This window comes from Mangrovibacterium sp., from assembly GCF_059905295.1.
The window spans coordinates 1-21,551 of sequence record NZ_JBZQJF010000224.1 but is presented as its reverse complement, the minus strand read 5'-3'; the positions used below and the strand labels follow the sequence as shown (position 1 = coordinate 21,551).

Genomic DNA, 21,551 nt, shown 5'->3' with positions numbered 1-21,551 from the left:
GGCAACTGGGGAGAACTCGACTATATGCTGATCGACCTTCCGCCGGGAACCAGCGACATTCACCTCACCCTGGTACAAACCGTGCCGGTAACAGGAGCCATCATTGTTACTACACCGCAGGATGTGGCCCTGGCCGATGTGGTGAAAGGTGTGAGTATGTTCCGCAGTAAAACGGTTGATGTGCCTGTATTAGGCTTGGTTGAAAACATGGCTTGGTTTACACCTGAAGAGTTGCCCGACAACAAATATTACATCTTTGGTAAGGACGGTGGTAAAGATTTGGCCGAAGCGCTTCAAATCCCGTTACTCGGACAAATCCCGATTGTACAGGGGATCCGTGAGGGTGGCGACGAAGGTACGCCTGTTGCCAGCAACGAAGCATCGCCCATGGGACGCGCCTTCCTTGAAGTAGCAGCATCAACCATTCGCGAAACCGAACGCCGCAATGCCGAACACGACCCAACCAAGAAGGTAAAAGTTAGCCGCAAATAAACACTTCGGCTCAAACAATACAACCGAACCACTGACCGGGCGACTTGAAGTCACCCGGTCAGTTTGTTTTTAAGCAGTCCTTTTGTGCCACGGGTACCCCCACTTTGAACAGGTCGTGGCACGGTGCCACGAGCCCACCAATGCTCAGGTCGCCCTTTGGCACCAAACTACCAGCAGCCCCATTGCATCGTTCTGTATTGTTTTGTACATTGCATCATTATTGTTTAACACAACCTTGAAAAAAGCACAAAATCTCACGCAACCAATTCGGATTGACTGCATCAATTCATAAAAAACCAAACCATGGAAAAAATACAACGGGGGTTCTTGCTTAACTGGAATCGCTTACTCCGTATGATGATGACAATTTTAGGTTTCAGCACAGCTGCCAGCTTAAGCAGCTGCAAGGACGAAACACAGCGTGCCGAATACGGAACACCAAGTGCCAAATTTATTGTTAACGGACAGGTAAAATCGGAACAGGATAATGCCGCTATTGCCAACATTCAGGTGACTATGCAAGGCGACACCACCTTCACAGACGCACAAGGGAAATATGAAGTGGATTTGATTGAGTTCCCGACCGACCAGGAATTCTTAATCAAATTTGAAGATATAGACGGAACGGCCAATGGCGAATACCAAACGCAGGAAAATCCGGTCGAATTTACGGATGTGGAATTCACCAACGGCTCAGGCAACTGGTACGCAGGCGAAACAAGCGAAACACTGGATGTTAACCTGAAAACCAAAGAATGAGGGTTTCGAGAATACCATTTCGTAAAAAACTAGCGCTGAAACTACATCGGCTACATCGCAGGAACGAACAGGAACTTCATCAACTCAACTACATTTTTTGGGAGTGTACCCTGCGTTGCAATTTAAGCTGTTTGCATTGCGGCAGCGATTGTCTAAAAAATTCAACCATTGGGGACATGCCCCTAGAAGATTTTCTGGCTGCTCTCGACGACATTACTCCCATCCTGTCGCCCAACAGCACCATGATTGTGTTAACAGGCGGCGAAGCCATTCTACGCAAGGATATTGCCGAAATTGGGCTCTCGCTTTACCGGCGTGGGTTCCCTTGGGGAGTGGTTTCAAATGGTATGGGAATGAATCAGGCCATGATCGCAAAGCTCATGCAATCAGGCATGCGGGCAGCTACCATTAGCCTCGACGGACTGGAAGAATCGCACAACTGGTTGCGCGGCAACTCACGAAGTTTTAGCAATGCAGTTGAAGCTTTAAAGCTGCTTAATCAGCAAAAGAACCTGCGTTACGATGTCGTTACTTGTGTGAACCAACGCAATTTCGACGAGCTGCACCAGTTTTACCAATTTCTGCTTGAACTTGGCGTAAAGGAATGGCGCATTTTCACCATCTTCCCCATCGGACGGGCGACCAGACACGAACAACTACAACTGGAACCCCGAAAATTTAAAGCCCTGTTCGATTTTATTGCAGCCATTCGCAAAGAAGGCAAAATTGAGCTGAATTACGGCTGCGAGGGCTTCCTTGGCAATTACGAAACCAAGGTGCGCGACAACTTTTTCTTTTGCCGTGCAGGTATTAATATCGCCTCCATCCTGGTCGATGGTTCCATATCGGCCTGTCCAAACCTGCGTGCTAATTTCATTCAGGGAAACATTTACCGCAATAGCTTTAAAGAGGTGTGGCTGAACCGTTACCAGCTTTACCGAGACCGCAGCTGGACTAAAACAGGGCTATGTGCCGATTGTAAATTCTTTGACGATTGCCAGGGTAATGGCTTGCATCTGCGCGACGAAATAACAGGCGAGCTTTTGTTCTGTCACCTGCACCGAATTGAAGAAGGCGAAAAGAGCGCTAATTAGACTTCGATAATTTCGGATACTCCCCTTCCCGTTTCCTCCTAATTTCGTATTATTGCTTAACAAAGCCAAAGGCACTAAAAGAACAGGCTTTCATTCGCTTTTTGGCTGGTCAAAAGCAATATTATCAGCATTATTCAGTTATCACTAAAGTGAAAAAACATCCGGATTGAATACGAACTTATCACATAAATTTTTACTGCTGTTTCTCCTTGTTATTCTGGGCGGTTGCTCCACCGAAAAGAATACTGCAGTTACACGTGCCTACCACAATGTTACCTCACACTACAACATCTATTTCAATGGGAAAGAAAGCCTAAAAGCCGGATTGGAACGGATAGACCAATCCGTTGATAACGACTTCACCCGGATTTTGCCAATCTATAAATCGAGCATGAGTGGAACAGAGCGAGTTGCAGCTGCGGAAATGGATAACGCTATCATGAAAGGTTCGAAGCTGATCAAGATTCACTCGCTGACCAAAAAGCCCAAGCGCCGCAAGATCCGCTCGGCTGCCTATAAAAATCTGGCCAGCAAAGACGAATACAACAACTGGATCGACGATAGCTATATCATGATGGGGAAAGCCTACTTCTACCAAAAGAAGTACCCGCAAGCCATGGAGAATTTCAACTACGTGATTCGCAAATACAGCCAGGAACCATCGCACTACGAGGCTTTAATTTGGCTGTTGCGTTGTTACTCAGAGCAGGAACGATACAGCGAGGCTGTTGAAGTGATTAAAGATATTGACGCCAGCATGGATTTTCCGAAAAATCTGGATCAGGAGTATTCGCTGGCAGTAGCCGATTTTCACCTGAAACAAAAAGAATACGAGGAAACAATTCTCGCCTTGAAAGCAGCCCTTCGCAAACCTATGAATAAAGAAGACAAGGCTCGCTACAACTACATTCTGGCTCAACTATACAAAGAAACAGGCGATAACGCCCAGGCCATCGCCACCTTTCGGAAGGTTGCCAAGCTTAATTCGTCGTACATCATGGCCTTCAATGCACGTATTAACGCAGCCGAAATTTACCTGGAGGGTGAAGACACCGAAGCAGTCATCAAGGAGCTGAACAAACTGCTGAAAGATGCAAAAAACCAGGAGTTCCGCGATCAGATCTACTATGCGCTGGCCAACATCGACAAACGCAACGGAAACAAATCGGCAGCCATTGCCAACTATCGCCTGTCATCGGCAACCAGCGTATCTAACGATTACCAGAAAGCTTTGTCGTGCCTCACCTTGGCCGATATTTACTTCAACGACCAGGTTTACAAGGAAGCACGTGCCTATTACGACAGCGCAATGATGGTGATTGACGATACTTATCCAAACTACGCTCTCATCGCAGCTCGCCACCAAAGCCTGGTCTTGCTTACCGACAATTTGCTGACGGTTGAGCGTGAAGACAGCCTGCAGGCACTTGCCCTGATGAGCGAAGCCGACCGCAACCAGAAGATCAACGGCTGGATTAAGGAAGAGCGCGATGCTGAAATGGCCCGCAAACAACAAGAAGCGCAAGATCGACAGGATCGAAACTTTTACCGCATGAACCAGGCGCGGGGAACTTTGAGCCAGCAACAAACGTCGGGCTGGTACTTTTACAATGCTTCAACAGTCAATTTAGGAAAGATTGAATTCGAACAAAAATGGGGTAAACGGAAGCTGGAAGATAACTGGCGCCGAAAAAATAAAAATCAACTTTCGGAAATCGATGATACCGAAGTGGCAGAAGCCGAACAACAAGACTCGACCAAGGTTGAAGAACCTCGCATAAACGATAAGCTGAAGCGCGAATACTATTTGCAGGATTTGCCGCTAACCGACGAGGAAATGAGGGCATCGAATATCAAAATCCGCGATGCACTGTTCAATGCAGGGCGAATTTTTAAGCAGGATTACGAAAACTATCCGATGGCTATCGACGAATATGAAGAATTGCTGAAGCGATATAACGAGAACATTTATAAGCTGACCACCTATTTCGAATTGTGGGATCTGTATGCCAAAATCGGCAATCAGAGTAAGTCGGACTATTACAAGCAATTGATCGTTCGTAATTATCCGGAAAGCAAATACGCGCAATACCTGGTTAACCCCAACTACTTTATCGAGCTCGAAGCACATAACGACAGCATTAACCGACTGTACCAGCAAGCTTTCAACCTGTATAAAAACGGGAACTACGCTCAAGCCGGACAGTTTGCCTCTCAGCTGGAAACCATGAAAGCCGATACGGTTCTCCTGGAAAAGGCAGCCTTTATCAAAACCATTGGAAAGGGTGAAAAAGGCAGTTTCGACCAGTTTGGGACTTACCTGGATCAATACATCGCAGCCTATCCGAAATCACCGGTGAAACCGATGGCCGAGCGCATCCGCAAATTGATTCAGGATAGCACCCTGGTTGATTACCAAAAGCTGGTTGCATCGGGATACCTGAATGATGAAATTGTGAATGACGAATTGCTGGCCGCAAACCAAAAGGTTCAGGATGAATTCAACGGCAAATTCTCTTACGACGAAGATCTGTTGCACTATTTTGTCATTGCTTTCGACCGATCGGCTCAAGTTGATATTAACCGGTTGAAATTCGACATTGCCAACTACAATATCGATCATTACATGAAAACTGATTTCGATATTGAAGTTGAACAGTTAAATGCAAACACCACCCTATTGTCGGTACGGACATTGCAAAACAAGGAACAGGCTTTGATTTACTTCCGGTCTATCATTCGCCAACCGGAAGTGTATGGCACATTGCGCAATGTGAAGTACGTGAACTTTGTGGCATCAACCTACAACTACCGGGAAATGAAAGCCGATCATAATACCGAAGATTACCTGAAATTCTTCCTGAAGAACTACAGCCGATTCATTGGTGGCGACTTCCCGGAAGGCGAACTACCCGAACCGGAAGAACTGATGGCCAAAGCAATAGAGGAAGACCAGAAACTGGAAGAACGCGGTACTTTTGTTATGGTAACGCCCGAAGTAAAACCCGAGTTGTACAGCCGTACACCAAATGCACCGCATAGCTTTGTCATTGCCATTAAGGATCGTGATTTCAAGCTGAAAAATATGCTCGATCAGTTCGGTAAGTTCAACCGCGACGAATTCAACAACCTGAAGTTGCAAGTTGAAGAAAAGGTGTTTGGCGAGTATCAGTTATTGGTTGTTTCACCACTTACCGATGCATCGCAGGCCATGAGCTATTTCCGTCGTGTGATCACCAGCCGCAGCCTTTTCGATGCTCTGGGCGACCGCAGCTACCGAAATTTCATCATCAGCAATACAAATCTGCAAACACTATCGGGCAGCCACGATGTTGATGAGTATATGAATTTCTTCCGCGAATATTATATCAGCGGTAAGGCGCTCACAGCTCAACCGGAACCGGAAGCAACGCCGGAAACAACAACCGCAACTCCTGCAACAGAAACAGCTCCTGCGGCATCTGATGTTTTTAAAACGGACTTGAACAGCGAACACGATTTTATACTGCTGGTTCCGAATAAAGGGATCAACCAGGAAAAATTGCTAGACGACATCGAAATACATAATGACCAGGCAGACCCAACCGGCAAATTACGGATTGAATCGCAAAACTATAACAGCGATCAGATTATGGTTCGTGTTTACCCCTTTGCCAACAAGGATGAAGCCATGAATTACCTGAAGACACTGGTACGCGACCAACAGGTTTACGGACCTCTCGGGGAACTGGAATATCGCAATTTCATCATTTCGAAAACGAATTTAGATCGATTGCTGGATCGTAAAAATCTAAGCGAATACATCGACTTCTACAAAGGCACTTACCTCAAAAACTAAGGTTAATCTTTGTTAAGAAGTCGGATGCCATCGCATAATTTTGCTATTATTAGCGTTAGTCATAAGCGAGCATATTTATCGATGCGTAATTATTCGGAATGTGATAAGGGGAAACATTTAGAAATCAAAAGGCAGGAAAAATGAAACATGACTGCCATCATTATTGAACGTAGAAAAGTATGAAGACAATCCGAATTTTATGGACCGACGATGAAATTGATTTATTGCGTCCGCACATTATATTTCTCGAACAAAAAGGCTACGAAGTATTCACCTCAAGTAATGGCTCCGATGCCATTGATCTGGTTGGTAAAAATCATTTCGATATCATCTTTCTGGATGAAAATATGCCCGGCCTCACCGGTCTTCAAACCTTAACGGAAATCAAAAATCTGGAGCCGAATGTTCCGGTGGTGATGATTACCAAAAGTGAAGAAGAAGACATCATGGATCAGGCTATTGGTTCCAAAATAGCGGATTACCTGATCAAGCCGGTCAACCCGAAGCAGATCCTACTTTCCATTAAAAAGAATGTCGATCAGCGTGAATTAGTCACCCGCAAAACGACCTCCGATTATCAAAGCGAATTTGGTAAAATCGGGATGCGCCTCAACGAACGCCTCAACCACGAAGACTGGAAGGAAGTATACCGGAAGCTCGTTTTCTGGGAATTGGAACTCAGTTCGTCACAGGATAGCGCCATGGACGAGATCCTGCAAATGCAAAAAGCAGAGGCTAACAACAATTTCTCGCGCTTCATTAAAAATAATTACCTCAGCTGGTTTGAGAAAGATCAGACAGATCGGCCACTAATATCGCCCGACCTGTTTCGTCATAAGATCTTCCCTTTACTCAATAAGAACGAGCGGGTCTTTGTTTTGGTGGTCGACAACCTGCGCTACGATCAGTTTCGCATGCTCAGCAAAGTCATTAATCAGTATTTCCAAACCGAGGAAGAAGAACTCTACTACAGCATTCTGCCCACAGCAACCATGTATGCCCGCAACGCTATTTTCTCAGGCTTAATGCCCTCTGAGATTGCTCGGATATATCCCCAATACTGGGAGGACGACGACAACGAGGGACATAAAAACGCTCATGAGAAAGAATTGCTGCAAGAGCAGATGAAACGCCTGGGCCGAACTGAAAAGCTTTATTTCGACAAGGTGGGAAGCTTAAAAACTGACAGAAAATTCAAGGATACACTCAATAACATTCTGCAGAATGACCTTTCCGTCATGGTTTTCAATTTTGTTGATATGATTTCGCATGCCCGGACCGAAATGGAAGTCATGCGCGAATTGGCCAGCAACGAAAAAGCTTACCGTTCGCTAACTTTAAGCTGGTTCAACCATTCATTCTTGCTGGAGCTCCTCAAAAGCTTGTCCGAGAACCGCATTAAGGTAGTTCTTACAACCGACCATGGAACGGTGCGGGTCAATAATGCACTAAAGGTTGTCGGCGACCGCGAAACGGTTACAAACCTGCGGTATAAACTGGGACGTAACCTAAACTACAATCCAAAAGAAGTATTCGAAATTACCCAACCTGAAAAAGCTTATTTACCTGGTCGTAATGTGAGCTCTAAATTCATCTTTGCATGCAACGATGATTTCCTGGCATACCCCAACAATTACAATTATTACGTGCAGTATTACCGTGATACTTTTCAGCATGGCGGCGTTTCGATGGAAGAAATGATTGTTCCGGTAATTACGCTGTCGCCCAAAGGTTAAGACTCTTTCTCAATACGGGCGTCACGCATCTCTTTGTACTGGCGGTTGGCAAAAACAAACTCTTCGAGCTTCTTGTTATTGGCATACAAAATCTCAGACTTATTACCAATCCAGCCCATTTCACCTTCGGAGATAAACAAGATTTTATCGCCAATCTCCATCACCGAATTCATGTCGTGGGTGTTGATGATAGTCGTCATATTCAGGTCAACTGTCAAATCATGGATCAGGCTGTCGATTACTAGCGAAGTTTCCGGATCGAGCCCCGAGTTGGGCTCATCACAAAACAGGTACCTGGGATTAAGCACAATGGCACGCGCAATAGCAACACGCTTCTGCATACCACCTGATATTTCAGCAGGAGAAAGATTGAATGCTTCGGGTTTAATGTTGACACGCCCCAGACAATAGGCAACACGCTCTTCCTTCTCTTTCATCGTTTGGTTGGTAAACATATCCATCGGGAAGCGGACATTCTCCGCAACAGATAGCGAGTCGAACAGTGCACCACCCTGGAAGACCATACCCATCTCCTGGCGCAAAAGTTTACGCTCTTTCATTTTCATCCGCGTGAAATTTCGGTCGTCGTAATAAATAGCACCTTCATCCACCTCGTGAAGACCAACGATCGACTTCAGAAGAACCGTCTTTCCCGAGCCACTTCGCCCGATAATCAGGTTGGTTTGCCCCTTCTGAAAATCAGTGGTAATACCTTTGAGAACTGTCTTCCCTTCAAACGACTTGATTACATTTTCGACTCGGATCATTACATTAAAAGTTGTGTTAATATTAAGTCCCCAATCAAAATTAGGATGTTGGTTGTAACTACCGCACGTGTGCTGGCCGCCCCCACTTCAAAAGCTCCTCCTTCTACAAAATACCCGAAATAAGCAGGTATCGAAGAAACCATAAAGCCAAAAAACAGCGTTTTAACCAATGAAAAACTAACATAGTGCGGATTGAACAGATATTGTACACCATTCAAATATTCAGCCGCCGAAATTGCACCAACAGCAGGACCAACCAACAGTCCTCCCAGCAAGCCAAAGAAGACACTGATGACATACAAGAATGGGAAAATAAAGACCACGGCTACAATTTTGGGCAGAATCAAATAGCTGGCCGGGTTAACCCCCATAATTTCCAGCGAATCTATCTGCTCTGTCACCCGCATACTTCCAATTTCGGAAGTGATATTCGAGCCAATTTTACCCGCTAAAATGAGGCCTAAAATAGTGGATGAGAATTCCAGGATAAGTGTGTCCCGGTTTCCCAGACCAATCAGGTACGAAGGCAAAAATGGGTTGGCCATATTGTAGGCAACCTGCAAGGTAATAATTCCACCCATGAAGATGGATATTATAGCAACCAGCCCAACCGTATTGACACCCAATGCATCAATCTCGGTGAACAGGCGTTTCAAATAAACTTTGTGCCTTTCGGGTTTTGAAAAAACCTTCGCTAAGAGAGAAAAATAGCGTCCTGCGTGATAAAAAAAGTGCATAGTCTTCGATTTCTGTTTCCATCGTTTTTTCCCATTCGTCAAACCAATTAGCTTCCCGGGCTTTCCGGTGTCGAATGGTATTACAAGCGATTCTGTTATCATGCTAAAGGTACAAATTATCCCATAACATCGACGATTTTCCGGTTTTTCGAGCTCTGCCTGTTGTGGCTAACTTTTCAATTTCCGAAAAAGATCCAAGAATCCTTTTTGAAATATGGTATATTTGATAAGAATTACACAAATAACTTGCCAATGAAGAATACGTACTGCGTGATTATGGCTGGAGGAGTTGGGAGTAGATTTTGGCCTTTGAGCAAAACGTCGATGCCCAAACAATTTCTGGATATACTCGGAACCGGGCGAACTTTTATTCAAATGACTTTCGATCGGTTCAAGAAAATTTGTCCCATTGAAAATTTCATGATTGTTACGAATGTTGAATATCGGAAGGTGGTGATGGAACAATTACCCGAGCTTACCGAAAATCAAATTCTACTTGAGCCACTTCGCCGAAATACCGCTCCATGTATTGCTTATGCAACTAATCGTATCAAAGCACTCAATCCGGATGCCACCATTGTAGTCACACCGTCCGATCATCTGATTTTAAACGTAGAAGAATTTCTCTTCCAACTAAAAACGGGAATTGAATTTGCCTCCAGAGATCATACCCTGCTAACCCTGGGTATTCCACCCAGTCGTCCGGAAACCGGATTTGGCTATATTCAAATTGAAAATAAAATAGAAAATCCCAATACCGACCACCTTTACAAGGTGAAAACTTTTACAGAAAAGCCTAACATTGAGATGGCTAAGATCTTTGTTGAAAGTGGGGAATTTTATTGGAACTCAGGTATTTTCATTTGGTCCGTAAAAGCCATTAGCGAAGCATTTGCCATTCATCTGCCAGATATGTACGAGCGTTTCTTTAACAAGGGGGAGGATAAGTATGGTACAAGTAGTGAAGTGTTCTTTATCAACAAGACATACTCCGAATGCCAAAATACATCAATTGATTATGCGATTATGGAGAAATCGGACAATGTGTACGTACTCTGTGCCGATTTTGGATGGAGCGATGTTGGTACCTGGGGAGCCCTATATGCACAGCAACCCAAAAACGAGGACAACAATGTTATTCACGGTGAAAATGTATTTATGTACGACCTAAAAAACAGCATCGTTAATGTCACACAAGACAAGATCGCCGTTTTACAAGGATTGGATGGGTACATTGTTGTAGAAACCGATGATATTTTATTGGTCTGCAAAAAGGATGATGAACAACAAATCAGACATTTTGTGAACGATGTTCGCCTTCAAAAAGGCAATAAGTTTGCTTAAATTCCGAACAAATAAAGAAGAACAAGTGCCCGGTTAATTAGCATCAGAACCAGGCACCTGTTCTTTTATTCCTTCACAAACTAATCGATACTTTTCAGAATTTCCTTCAACATCAGGTTGGGATTAAATTCATCCTTCTTCGAATAACCGGTCCGTACAACAACCAATTTTTTCGAAGGAATTATGAAGATAAATTGTCCATCATGCCCTTCACAACAAAACAGGTCGTCAGGGACACTTGGAAAGATATAAATAGTTTGTCCATTTTTCTTGTAATAGTAACTATCGCCGGGAACATCCGGAAATTCGCCTGACCGGTTCAACCAAAAAAGAGCACCATAACTACCATTTGAACCATGGGCAGGCGTTGTGGTATAGTTCACCCAATTTTCGGGTAAGATTTGTTCACCTTGCCAGTTGCCGTTATTCAGATAAAGCAGTCCAAAACGGGCATAATCACGCATGGTAGCATACAAGTAGGACGAGCCCACAAAAGTCCCGGAAGCATCAAGCTCAAAGATCGCACTACGCATTCCGATTTTGTTGAAAAGCTGCTGTCGCGGGAAAGCCCAGTAATCCCGGTCGGAGGCAAAAGTTTGACGTAAGGCCAAACAAGCGATATTGGCGGTTCCTGAGGAATAATACCAAAGTGAGTCAGGGCGACAAACCGCTTCGCGTTCCAAAGCATAAGCCCCCATATCACCTTCCTTGTGTAACATGACAGTAACATCAGACAACGCTCCGTAGTCTTCATTCCATTCGAGGCCGGAATTCATATGCATCAGGTTATTCATGGTAATCGTCTTTGGCTTACCAATCGTCCAGCTGGCAAACGACAAGGGCTTATTGATATCCAGATCACCTTGCTTCACGCGGATGCCAATTAAGGCATTCGTAAAACTCTTCGCCATCGACCAACTAAGGAAACGTGTTTTTGGGGAGAAGTCGCGACGGTAAACTTCGGCCACTGGTTGGCCCTTGTAAACAATCATCAAGGCAAAAGTACCTTTAAACGGAATAGTGTCCGACATCACTTTCGATACCGCCTGATTCAACTTCCCAGGATCAATTCCTGAAGGAATCGTATCTGCCACAACATCGCCCATTGGCCATGCAATTGTATCCGGATTTTCAGGCACAACCGGCACCTTTGGATAATCTCGTCCAAGGATTTCCTTCTCGGGGTAACCTTCGACAAGCGTACAACCGAACCCATCAATATATACTGCCTTGGATTTCCCCCAAAGAAAACGGGAAATAACCTCTTTCTTTACCGTATCCACTTTATTCCGGGTAAATTGAATGACCGAAAAATCCAGGTCTTCAGCTTCAAGAGATTCCTGCGTTCGCCCGCCTAAAAACACACCCGATGCCAGATTTTTTGCAGCATAACCTGTAATAACAGGCATCACCTTGTTCAGGTAAAAGCCTCCTAAAATCAGGATGAAAAGGATAGCAAAGAGGAGAATTCGTTTTTTCATGGATAGGATGATTGTTTGATTGGAATAAATATATGCCTATTTACACAAAATTTATTCATCCTTAGCGACAAAAAAAGGTTGTCTCTTCGCAGAAACAACCTTATCCTAATTTATTCAATTTTCAACTTAGTTGGCAGAAGTAGCCACTTCCTTATCAACATTGGTTCCTGTTTTTACCAAAGTCATTTCGTCGATCAGGTTTTTGGCTCCGGCGAATTTGTCGATCGTCCACAGAACAAAGCGGATATCAACACAAATACACTTTTGCAATTCCGGCTCGAAAGCGATATCACCACTCATTGCTTCCCAGTTTCCGTCAAATGCCAGGCCAATCAACTGTCCCTTACCGTTGATGACAGGGCTACCTGAATTACCACCGGTAATATCGTTGTTGGTTGTAAAACAAGTGATCAATTCACCATTCTTATCCGCATAATCACCAAAATCGTGTGCATAATACAACTCTTTTAAACGAGCAGGCACATCAAATTCATCATCGCCCGGAATTTCTTTTTCAATATACCCTTTTATGGTTGTATAGTAGTTGTAACGAACACCATCGCGAGGCACATAATCGCCAACTGTACCATAAGTTAAACGCATGGTGCTATTTGCATCGGGGTAGAATTTACGATCTTTCTGCATATCCATCAGGGCAGCAACAAACAAACGGCGGCCTTTCTTCAAATCAGCGGAAGTTTGATTTACCAACGTACTCAACATGGTTGCCTCACGGAAAATACTTTCTGAAATTTGGAAGGCAGGATCTTTATCCAATGTTTTTAAGTTTGGTTTATCCAGGAAGGCTTCAAGCTTTTCCGGGTCGGCCAACACGGTCTTTTTAAACACTTCAGCCATATAGCTGGCAGCATCACCTTTGTATTTCTTGTCCAATTCGGCAAAGAAAGAAGGGTAAAATGCCGTATCAACATTCTTTTTATAAACGTCGATCATTGCTGCAGCTACCTTTTCGTCAGTTGGTGCATTATAATCCTTGAAATATTCATCCATCCGCGCCTTGATCCGAGCAACATTTGCATTGATCCGGTCTTGGCTGGCTCCCGACTTCAAAGCCTCATGCAAACCTTTAAGGCTCATTCCAAAAGCAAAGATTTCCGGTCCGCGGAACATCGTTTCCATCAGGTATTCGGTAGCAACATCATCACGTTGCTCCTTGTAAGAATTTTCAATCAGGCTCAATGCCTGTCCATATTTCGCTTTACGTTCTTCACTTTGGTTAATCCATTTTGTCAACTCTGCCTCGAGTGCTTTTTTCTTATCAACTACATGCAGTGCTTCCAACCCTTTATTTTGGCCAATGCTGTATTTGTAGTAGTTCGAGCTACGTGCATATTTTGAAGCATACTGAATATTGGCTTTTTGGCTGCTGTTCATATACTCCTTCAGAATAGCCAACTTCACCGAGCGGGCATTGATCCGTACCGGGTTAGTGACATTCATGGTATATTCAACTCCAAATGATGACTTATAACGGTTTGTACGGCCCGGGTAACCCATTACCATGGTAAAATCGCCCTGCGAAATACCATCCAGAGAGATTGGCAGGAAATGTTTTGGAGTATAAGGAACATTATCCGGAGAATAATCGGCTGGTTTACCATCCGGACTACAGTAGACACGGAAGATCGAAAAGTCACCTGTGTGACGAGGCCACATCCAGTTATCGGTGTCGCCACCGAATTTACCGATTGATGCCGGTGGTGCTCCAACCAAACGCACATCGCGGAATGTTTCGTAAACGAATAAGAAATATTGATTGCCTTCGAAAAGCGGCTGCACACGTGCCTCATAGTCAGTATCGGCACTTGCTTCTTTCTGAATTTCAAAAGCTGCTTTCTGAATTTTCTCGTTTCTCTCGTTGTCAGTCATGTCCGAAGTAACATCTTTCAATACGCGGTCTGTCACATCTTCCATCCGAATCAGGAAGGAAACTGTTTTCCCGGGATTTGGCAATTCTTCGTCCATCGATTTGGCCCAAAAACCATCTTTCAGGTAATCGTGCTCAACCGAGCTATGTTCTTGTATTTCACCATAACCACAGTGGTGGTTGGTTAACAATAAACCTTTCGGTGAAACTAACTCAGCGGTACATGAACCATGATCCAACGCTACAACAGCGTCTTTCAGGCTCGATTTATTAATGCTGTAGATATCGTCGGCGCTTAGTTTGCAACCCATTTTTTGCATGTCAACGATGTTCAATTTCTGAATCAAGGCCGGCAGCCACATCCCCTCATCGGCACGAGCAGTCACCTGTAAAAGTGCGAAAGCGACTACTGCAAGAAATAATCTCTTCATTCTATACTTTCAATTTTTAGTGTCCAAAGACGTCAAAGTTAATCTTAATTAGCAATAAAACAGGCTCTATCCATTTAGAACTGTTTTAAATCACGAGACATCAGTACCGATATTTTCGAATCATTACAGATTAAATTCATCAAATCTCCTAATCATCCAAGCCAAACAAATGAATGCCGGCCAATTGAAATTCAGAATCAGCATACTATCAGTTTTTAAGAAAAACTTTTCACCGTTTTAAAAATCCCTATCTTTGCGCCAAAATTTGAAAAACATGGAAGCTAAAGTAAGGGTACGTTTTGCACCTAGTCCAACCGGACCATTACACATGGGTGGTGTTCGCACAGCCTTGTTCAATTATTTATTTGCCAAAAAATTGGGCGGTGATTTTTTACTTCGTATTGAAGATACCGATCAAACAAGATATGTTCCCGGAGCCGAAGACTACATCATTGAGTCGTTAAAATGGTGTGGTCTGGTACCCGATGAGGGTGCTGGTTTTGGTGGCGAATACGGTCCTTACCGTCAGAGTGAGCGCAAAGAGATCTACCGCCAGTATGCCGACCAACTGGTTGAAAGCGGCAATGCTTACTATGCATTCGATACCCCTGAAGAGTTGGATGTACTTCGCAAGGAAGCTGAAGAGAACAAAACCGTTTTCTCTTACGACCTGCACACTCGCAACAAGCTCAACAACTCGCTGACACTTTCAGCTGAAGGGGTTCAGCAGAAGATTGCCAATGGCGATGCCTGGGTTATTCGGTTTAAAATGCCCGAAGATGTTGATGTTATTGAAAAAGACCTGATTCGTGGTGAAGTAAAATTCAACACCAATCAGTTAGATGATAAAGTTCTTTATAAGGCGGATGGCATGCCAACCTATCACCTGGCCAACGTTGTAGACGATCACCTGATGAAAATCACCCATGTCATTCGCGGTGAAGAGTGGTTACCGTCGATGCCGTTGCACGTGCTGTTGTACGAAGCATTAGGCTGGACTGAGCGTCCGCAGTTTGCACACTTACCGTTGATTTTAAAACCAACCGGAAAAGGAAAGCTGAGCAAGCGCGATGGCGATAAAATGGGTTTCCCTGTATTCCCCTTATTGTGGAAAGATCCGAAAACGGGCGATCTGTCTCGTGGTTACCGCGAGGATGGCTACTTCCCCGAAGCTTTTGTAAACCTGCTGGCTTTATTGGGATGGAATGCCGGAACAGAGCAGGAATTCTTTAGCATGGAAGAGCTGATCGAGAACTTCAGCCTTGAACGCGTGGTCAAATCAGGAGCCCGCTTCGATCCGGAGAAGGCCAAATGGTTTAACCGTCATTATCTGCAACAAAAATCAGATGAAGAACTGGCTAAGCTATTCCAACCGATTTTGACGGAAAAAGGCATTACTGCTGACGAAACGAAAGTTACCCGCGTTGTAGGATTGATTAAAGAACGTTGCGAGTTTGCATACGACTTCTGGGAACAAGGAAACTACTTTTTCCAGGCACCGGAAAACTACGACGAGAAAACAGTGAAGAAAAAATGGAAGGCTGAAACGCCAGCTATGTTGACTGAAATCGTAGAAATGTTGCAAAACATCGAAAACTGGGAAGCCGCCGCAGTTAAAGAGCAATTCTCAGCATTTATGACTGAAAAAGGATGGGGATTTGGTGTTGTTATGGCTCCAATTCGCCTGACGCTTGTGGGTAGTGCTCAAGGTGTCGACTTATTTGATATATTTGAGCTGATCGGCAAGGATGAAACCATCAGTCGCATCGAAAAAGCAATTCAGGCTATTCAGTAGATAGCTGCAATCTTAAGTATTAAAACACAAAAGATGCCAGTCTCATTCCGTGACTGACATCTTTTTTTTTGCACTATGTCAACAAATAAACAACTATTTCATCTTTTCAAGATACAGCTTCCTCAACTCTTCCAGGTAATCTAAAGTCAGCTTGCTCGAGTAAATCCGCACAAACTCGTGCAACTGTCCGTTGTGCATAAAGGCACCAACAGCAGCATCAAACTTACTTTCTTCCCAGTTATATTTCACCCGGTTGGTTAAGGCGTTAAAATCATCCCAGTTTAATTCTTTCGGTAGCTCAATATAAGCGTGATTTTCTTCCTTATTGTCCAGGTAAATACCTTCAGCCATTTGCGTCATATTAAAAAATTTCACCACCTTAATATGCGCCACCCCTTCAAAGCCGCGTTTGGTCTTCATCATAAAATGAATACCCTGGTCGTTGTAGGCTTCCTGTAAATCACCAATCAAATCATAGCGGTTCAGGTGTCTTACACGAAGTACATTATATGATGTATCGACAAAGCGCAGAAAGCCTTTACCGGCATCAAATTTCTCCTTAAAAATTTTCTCCACCTTATTGGTTGCCCGAATAATATCAATTAACGGATATTGTTCCTGCAGAGCCAGGTACATGTAAATCGGATTAACGCCAAAGGGTGTTTCGTGATAATAACCAGGAAATGGTTCCAGCGCTTCAAAAACCAAGGTTCCGGTTTGAACTTTATCGTCTATTGTCTGAACGGTTTCTTGTTTCCTTATCGTTCCGAAAACTTCAATTGCATTTGTTGATTCCATATCTCAAATTTTACGGGATTGCTTATCTTCGTCAACAGATTTCCAATCATGACAGCTGACAATTATTTTCATCTCGACCCTATTGGCAAGGTTCAACTATTAAAGAACACTCGTTCCCGACGAATTCGTCTGCGCGTTAAACCCGACGGAAATGTTCAGGTCTCAATGCCCACTTTAGCCTCCGAACAAAAAGCGCTTGACTTTGTCAAGTCTAAAGTCGATTGGATACTTAAACAACAACAAGATATTAAAGCTGGTTTAACTATCTTCAGTCCGACAAGCTGTTTTAAAACAAAGTTTCACGAATTAAAAATAATTCCTGTTGAACGCAATCGAGTTTCAGGGATGGTTGGCAAGGGAATCATTCAAATCAATATTCCGATAAATAAGAACCACGAACATCCCGAAATTCAACAGTTTATACGGAATGCGCTGATACAGGTTATGCGACAGGAAGCAAAAGCTTACCTTCCTGCACGGACTTTAGAACTCGCAAGGTTACATAAATTTGACTTTGAAAATGTGTTTGTAAAACATGTAAAAAGTCGCTGGGGAAGTTGTTCTTCGACCAATAATATTAACCTGAACCTGCATTTGATGCGACTCCCCGACCGGTTAATCGACTATGTAATTTTACACGAGCTAAGCCATACGGTAGAGAAAAACCATGGTCCCGGTTTCTGGAAATTGCTCGAAAAGGTATACCCGGGAGCCCGAAAACTGGATAAAGAAATGAATCAATTTCATGTCGATATTTATTAAATCGACCGAAACGTACAAATGATGATGAACTGGAACAAACTGATATCAACCCGACGACTGGGATCGTTACCCCCAACGGATGAAAACGACAAGTATAACCGTACGCAGTTTCAACGCGACTACGACCGGATTATCTTCTCGTCTCCATTCCGACGTATGCAAAACAAAACCCAGGTTTTCCCGCTGCCGGGCAGCATTTTTGTGCACAACCGGTTGACCCACTCTCTGGAGGTTGCCAGCGTGGGGCGTACCCTTGGAAGCATATTAGCTGAACAACTCCATAAGCAAGGTGAGGATCATCCACTGATCTACGAGCTGGGCGCTGTGGTTTCGGCCGGATGTTTGGCACACGACATGGGCAACCCACCATTTGGTCATGCCGGTGAAGAAGCTATTTCGAACTTCTTCACCAATGGAAACGGGAAAGATCTGCAAAGCAAAGTTACCCCTGCCGAGTGGAGCGATTTCACTTATTTCGATGGGAATGCCAACGCCCTGCGTTTACTGAGCCACCAATTTAAAGGACGACGCGATGGCGGCTTTGCCCTCACCTACACGACCCTGTCGTCCTTTGTGAAATATCCGTACGAATCGATTGGCGTAACCAAACCCAAGTTTGGCTTCTTTCAATCGGAAAAAGAATTGTACCGGGGAATTGCCGAGGAACTGGAACTGAAGAAAACAGAGAACGATCCCCTGAAATATGTACGCCACCCGCTGGTTTATTTGGTTGAAGCGGCCGACGATATCTGCTACCAGATTATGGATATGGAAGATGCCCACAAGTTGAAAATCATTCCTTACAATACGATCATTGAGTTGTTCCGCAACTTTTACGACCCGGTGAGCGACAAAGCCATTCTGGCCAAGATTGATCAGAACTTTAAAATCGTAACCGACCCTAACGAGCAAGTGGCTTACCTGCGCGCCTCAGTTATTAATAAACTGGTGAAGGAATGTATTGCTGTGTACGAGGACAATATGGAGTCGATCATGAGCGGGACCTTCAACACAGCACTCATCAAAAAAATAAGCGGTTCGTCGAAAAAAGCCATGGATGTCATTCAGCCCTTATCGGTTGAAAAGATTTACCGAGACCGCTCAGTAATTGAAATTGAGGTAGCCGGTTACAAGATTCTGGGAACCCTTCTCGAGGAGTTTATCCAGGCTGTGCTAACACCGAAGGCAGGTTTGTCGAGACGCTTGCTGTCACTCATGCCGGCACAATACCGCGGCGACCATCAAACCGACTACGAAAAAATTCAATCGGTTATCGACTTTGTTTCAGGCATGACCGACCTGTTTGCCTTAGATCTGTACCGCAAGATCAAGGGTATTAATTTGCCGGGGATTGGGTAAAAACAGAAGACGCTCCGAGGAATTTACCCCAAAATCTCCTGTAGGGGACTTTACTTCGGCATTTCAATGCACGAAATCACAAGTTGGTAGTCCTTGTTTGTTTTCTCTTTAGGGAGCCAGAGGGTGAAACAAGAACAGTCAATTGTATTCAAACATCCTACACAAAAAGAGGAAAGCCAACTCAGTTGACTTTCCTCTTTTATATTTTCAAACCCGTAGAAGGGCCTATTTGCCGATCTCACTCTTCAACAGACTCACATTATTTTTCAAGCGTTCGATGGTTTCATCTTTTTCTTTCCCCTCAACTTTCAGTTTCTGAATGTCGGTCTTCAGCTGCGAAATCTGTTGCATCTGGGCTTCATAAATACCGTTTTTCTGTTCCAGCTTTTGGTTCAGGCTCTCCATCGTAGACTGGTCACGGTTGTATTTAAATTTCAGATCGCTCAGCTCATCCTTGGTCTGTTTCAGATCGTTCGACAAGTTCTGATTTTCCGTTTTCAAATCGGCAAGCGTGCCTTTGCTCTTCTCCATTTCGTCGTTCATGCGGCGCTTTTCGTATTCGAAAGCATACATCTTTTCTTCAATCGTAGCATCCTTATCCTGTACATTTGATTTCAGATCGTTAATCTGCCCGTTCAAATTGATAATGGTTTGATCTTTTTGCGCATTGCTGGCCATCAGGTCTTTCTTCATCGCCTCATAATCGGCAATCATTTTAGCAATACGCTGATCCTTGTCTTCATTTTCACTGGTTAACTCACGCACCCGCTTTTCGGCACGCAATTTGGACGACTCCATGTCCAGGTATTTCTTTTTGGAAACGCAACCGGCCAAAACAACAGCCAAGAGGGTTACTAGGATTAAGATTCTGTTTGTTTTCATGTTTCTAAGAATTTTTCTAAGTTCGGGAAACAAATCAACGCCCCGCAATTGTTAATTTTAGCTTGTTTGTTTTTAGTTCCGAAAAGGCGTTATCAAAAAGATTGAACTAAAGTAGGAAAAATACTACAAAATTAAAGCCAAAGCTGCGGGAAGCTTTTCCGCTCTTCAAGCTAAAACTGATACAAACAACAGAAAACAAGAACAACATGAAACGAATACTCTTCCTTTTTTCATTGCTGATTGCGATATCCGCGCAGGCACAAAACAAAGTTATTAAAGGGCGAATTGTTGATGCCGCCAGCCAAGCCGGAATTGCATATACCAACATTGGTATTGATGGTACTTTTTACGGAACAGCCAGCGATGCCGATGGTTATTTTGAGTTGAAGCTGCCGGACGAATTTCAAAATCAAACGCTGTATGTCTCGGCCGTGGGTTACGAAAACCAAAGTATGCCGGTGAGCGACCTGCTGCAGAAAGATTTCACCCGCATTGCACTAACCGAACAAACTTATAGCATTGAAGGGATTGATGTAGCGGCTCAGTCGCGCGTGTTGTACCGCATCATCCGAACTGCTGCCGAGCGGGTGCCGCAAAACTACCAGATTGGTCCGGTGGGACTAACGTTCCACTACCTGGGCAAAACGATGGTGAACGACTCGACCACCAACATCCGCGAAGCGATTGTTGATGTAACCGATGCCGACGGCTACAGCCAGCCGGGCGTGCAGGACGCCTACGGCAACCGGAACTTCCGCTTTACTGAGGTGAATAAAAACTTCGATTCATACTCGTTTCCGGAAGGCAATGCCGGTTTCGACGAACTGTTGGAGCAGGATCTGGCTCGCCTTGGAAATACCATTTTCAACGAAAAGCTGATTAACGACTACGACCTTCACCTGGACGGCATTAGTGCCTACCAAGGCGACTCAGTTTGGATTATCTCCTATAAACCAACCAAGCTTGACCTGGCCCATACCGGCGATTATTACGCCACAAAAATGGAGGGTAAACTGTATATTCTGAAAAGTAATTATGCACTGGTACGCAGCGAATGTTTGATTGAAGCCAGCAAAAACAATCCCCAAAACCGCAGTTTATACACCGAAGGTAAAGCCGAACAAAATGTGCAATACCACCTGACAACCTTATACCAGCGCTACGGCGGTAAGTACCTGGTAAGCTATATCGATCAGGATAAAAACTTTACCAATGCCAATGGTCAGGCGATTAAACTGTCGCGCAAAGCAGCCCTGCTCGACTTTCAGCCATCGCCCAAATTGCTGACCGACCGTAGCTATTTCGAGGATACCAAGTACAACGAAAAGTTCTGGAACGGTTTTCATTCCAAAAAGAAATTATAAGCCAGCTCTACTGACCGGGTGACT

At 44.2% G+C, this 21,551-nt stretch carries 16 protein-coding genes; 10 read left to right on the top strand and 6 right to left on the bottom strand.

Annotated elements, in window-relative coordinates; genetic code table 11:
* The 5 genes from AC37HE_RS11685 to porX all read left to right on the top strand — a co-directional run.
* Nucleotides 1–492, top strand: a 492-nt coding sequence (locus AC37HE_RS11685; protein WP_500783026.1) for a P-loop NTPase, incomplete at its 5' end; no start/stop codon positions are given.
* A gap of 303 nt (nt 493–795) precedes the next feature.
* Nucleotides 796–1,251, top strand: coding sequence for a radical SAM-associated putative lipoprotein (locus AC37HE_RS11680; RefSeq protein WP_500783025.1), 456 nt, complete (start codon nt 796–798; stop codon nt 1,249–1,251).
* Entirely contained in the window at nt 1,248–2,345 is a 1,098-nt protein-coding gene (locus AC37HE_RS11675) for a TIGR04133 family radical SAM/SPASM protein (protein WP_500783024.1), read from the top strand. Before AC37HE_RS11680 ends, AC37HE_RS11675 begins: the two co-directional genes overlap by 4 nt.
* Nucleotides 2,346–2,511: 166 nt before the next feature.
* Nucleotides 2,512–6,183, top strand: a complete 3,672-nt coding sequence (porW, locus tag AC37HE_RS11670; RefSeq protein WP_500783023.1) for a type IX secretion system periplasmic lipoprotein PorW/SprE — start codon at nt 2,512–2,514, stop codon at nt 6,181–6,183.
* Between the two features lie 179 nt (nt 6,184–6,362).
* Nucleotides 6,363–7,919 (top strand): T9SS response regulator signal transducer PorX, encoded by a 1,557-nt coding sequence (gene porX / locus AC37HE_RS11665; RefSeq protein WP_500783022.1) that lies wholly within the window; start codon nt 6,363–6,365, stop codon nt 7,917–7,919.
* Here porX and AC37HE_RS11660 read toward each other — a convergent pair.
* Nucleotides 7,916–8,686 carry an ABC transporter ATP-binding protein gene (locus AC37HE_RS11660; RefSeq protein WP_500783021.1) on the bottom strand — a complete coding sequence of 257 codons (771 nt, stop codon included), beginning with the start codon at nt 8,684–8,686 and terminating at the stop codon, nt 7,916–7,918. The two genes, porX and AC37HE_RS11660, sit on opposite strands and share 4 nt — an antisense overlap.
* Complete coding sequence (locus tag AC37HE_RS11655) at nt 8,686–9,342, bottom strand: ABC transporter permease (RefSeq protein ID WP_500783020.1); 657 nt, start codon at nt 9,340–9,342, stop codon at nt 8,686–8,688. Before AC37HE_RS11655 ends, AC37HE_RS11660 begins: the two co-directional genes overlap by 1 nt.
* A gap of 333 nt (nt 9,343–9,675) precedes the next feature.
* Here AC37HE_RS11655 and AC37HE_RS11650 point away from each other — a divergent pair, with 333 nt between their 5' ends.
* Nucleotides 9,676–10,767: a mannose-1-phosphate guanylyltransferase gene (locus AC37HE_RS11650; protein ID WP_500783019.1), complete on the top strand. Its 1,092-nt coding sequence runs from the start codon at nt 9,676–9,678 to the stop codon at nt 10,765–10,767.
* A gap of 80 nt (nt 10,768–10,847) precedes the next feature.
* On the opposite strand, the gene AC37HE_RS11645 is transcribed toward AC37HE_RS11650, so the two are convergent.
* Both AC37HE_RS11645 and AC37HE_RS11640 read right to left on the bottom strand, forming a co-directional pair.
* Nucleotides 10,848–12,248, bottom strand: coding sequence for a serine hydrolase domain-containing protein (locus AC37HE_RS11645; RefSeq protein WP_500783018.1), 1,401 nt, complete (start codon nt 12,246–12,248; stop codon nt 10,848–10,850).
* A 126-nt stretch (nt 12,249–12,374) separates the two neighbouring features.
* Nucleotides 12,375–14,567 carry a S46 family peptidase gene (locus tag AC37HE_RS11640; RefSeq protein ID WP_500783017.1) on the bottom strand — a complete coding sequence of 731 codons (2,193 nt, stop codon included), beginning with the start codon at nt 14,565–14,567 and terminating at the stop codon, nt 12,375–12,377.
* A gap of 274 nt (nt 14,568–14,841) precedes the next feature.
* Between AC37HE_RS11640 and gltX the strand changes: the two genes are divergently transcribed.
* Complete coding sequence (gltX, locus tag AC37HE_RS11635; RefSeq protein ID WP_500783016.1) at nt 14,842–16,362, top strand: glutamate--tRNA ligase; 1,521 nt, start codon at nt 14,842–14,844, stop codon at nt 16,360–16,362.
* Between the two features lie 93 nt (nt 16,363–16,455).
* On the opposite strand, the gene AC37HE_RS11630 is transcribed toward gltX, so the two are convergent.
* Nucleotides 16,456–17,160 carry a hypothetical protein gene (locus AC37HE_RS11630; RefSeq protein ID WP_500783015.1) on the bottom strand — a complete coding sequence of 235 codons (705 nt, stop codon included), beginning with the start codon at nt 17,158–17,160 and terminating at the stop codon, nt 16,456–16,458.
* A gap of 48 nt (nt 17,161–17,208) precedes the next feature.
* On the opposite strand from AC37HE_RS11630, the gene AC37HE_RS11625 reads away from it, so the two are divergent.
* Both AC37HE_RS11625 and AC37HE_RS11620 read left to right on the top strand, forming a co-directional pair.
* Nucleotides 17,209–17,922, top strand: coding sequence for a M48 family metallopeptidase (locus tag AC37HE_RS11625; protein WP_500783014.1), 714 nt, complete (start codon nt 17,209–17,211; stop codon nt 17,920–17,922).
* A gap of 18 nt (nt 17,923–17,940) precedes the next feature.
* Nucleotides 17,941–19,281 (top strand): deoxyguanosinetriphosphate triphosphohydrolase, encoded by a 1,341-nt coding sequence (locus AC37HE_RS11620; RefSeq protein ID WP_500783013.1) that lies wholly within the window; start codon nt 17,941–17,943, stop codon nt 19,279–19,281.
* A gap of 225 nt (nt 19,282–19,506) precedes the next feature.
* Here AC37HE_RS11620 and AC37HE_RS11615 read toward each other — a convergent pair whose 3' ends face one another.
* Entirely contained in the window at nt 19,507–20,163 is a 657-nt protein-coding gene (locus AC37HE_RS11615) for a hypothetical protein (protein WP_500783012.1), read from the bottom strand.
* Nucleotides 20,164–20,369: 206 nt separating this feature from the next.
* Here AC37HE_RS11615 and AC37HE_RS11610 point away from each other — a divergent pair, with 206 nt between their 5' ends.
* Complete coding sequence (locus AC37HE_RS11610) at nt 20,370–21,527, top strand: carboxypeptidase-like regulatory domain-containing protein (protein ID WP_500783011.1); 1,158 nt, start codon at nt 20,370–20,372, stop codon at nt 21,525–21,527.
* Nucleotides 21,528–21,551: the final 24 nt, after the last annotated feature.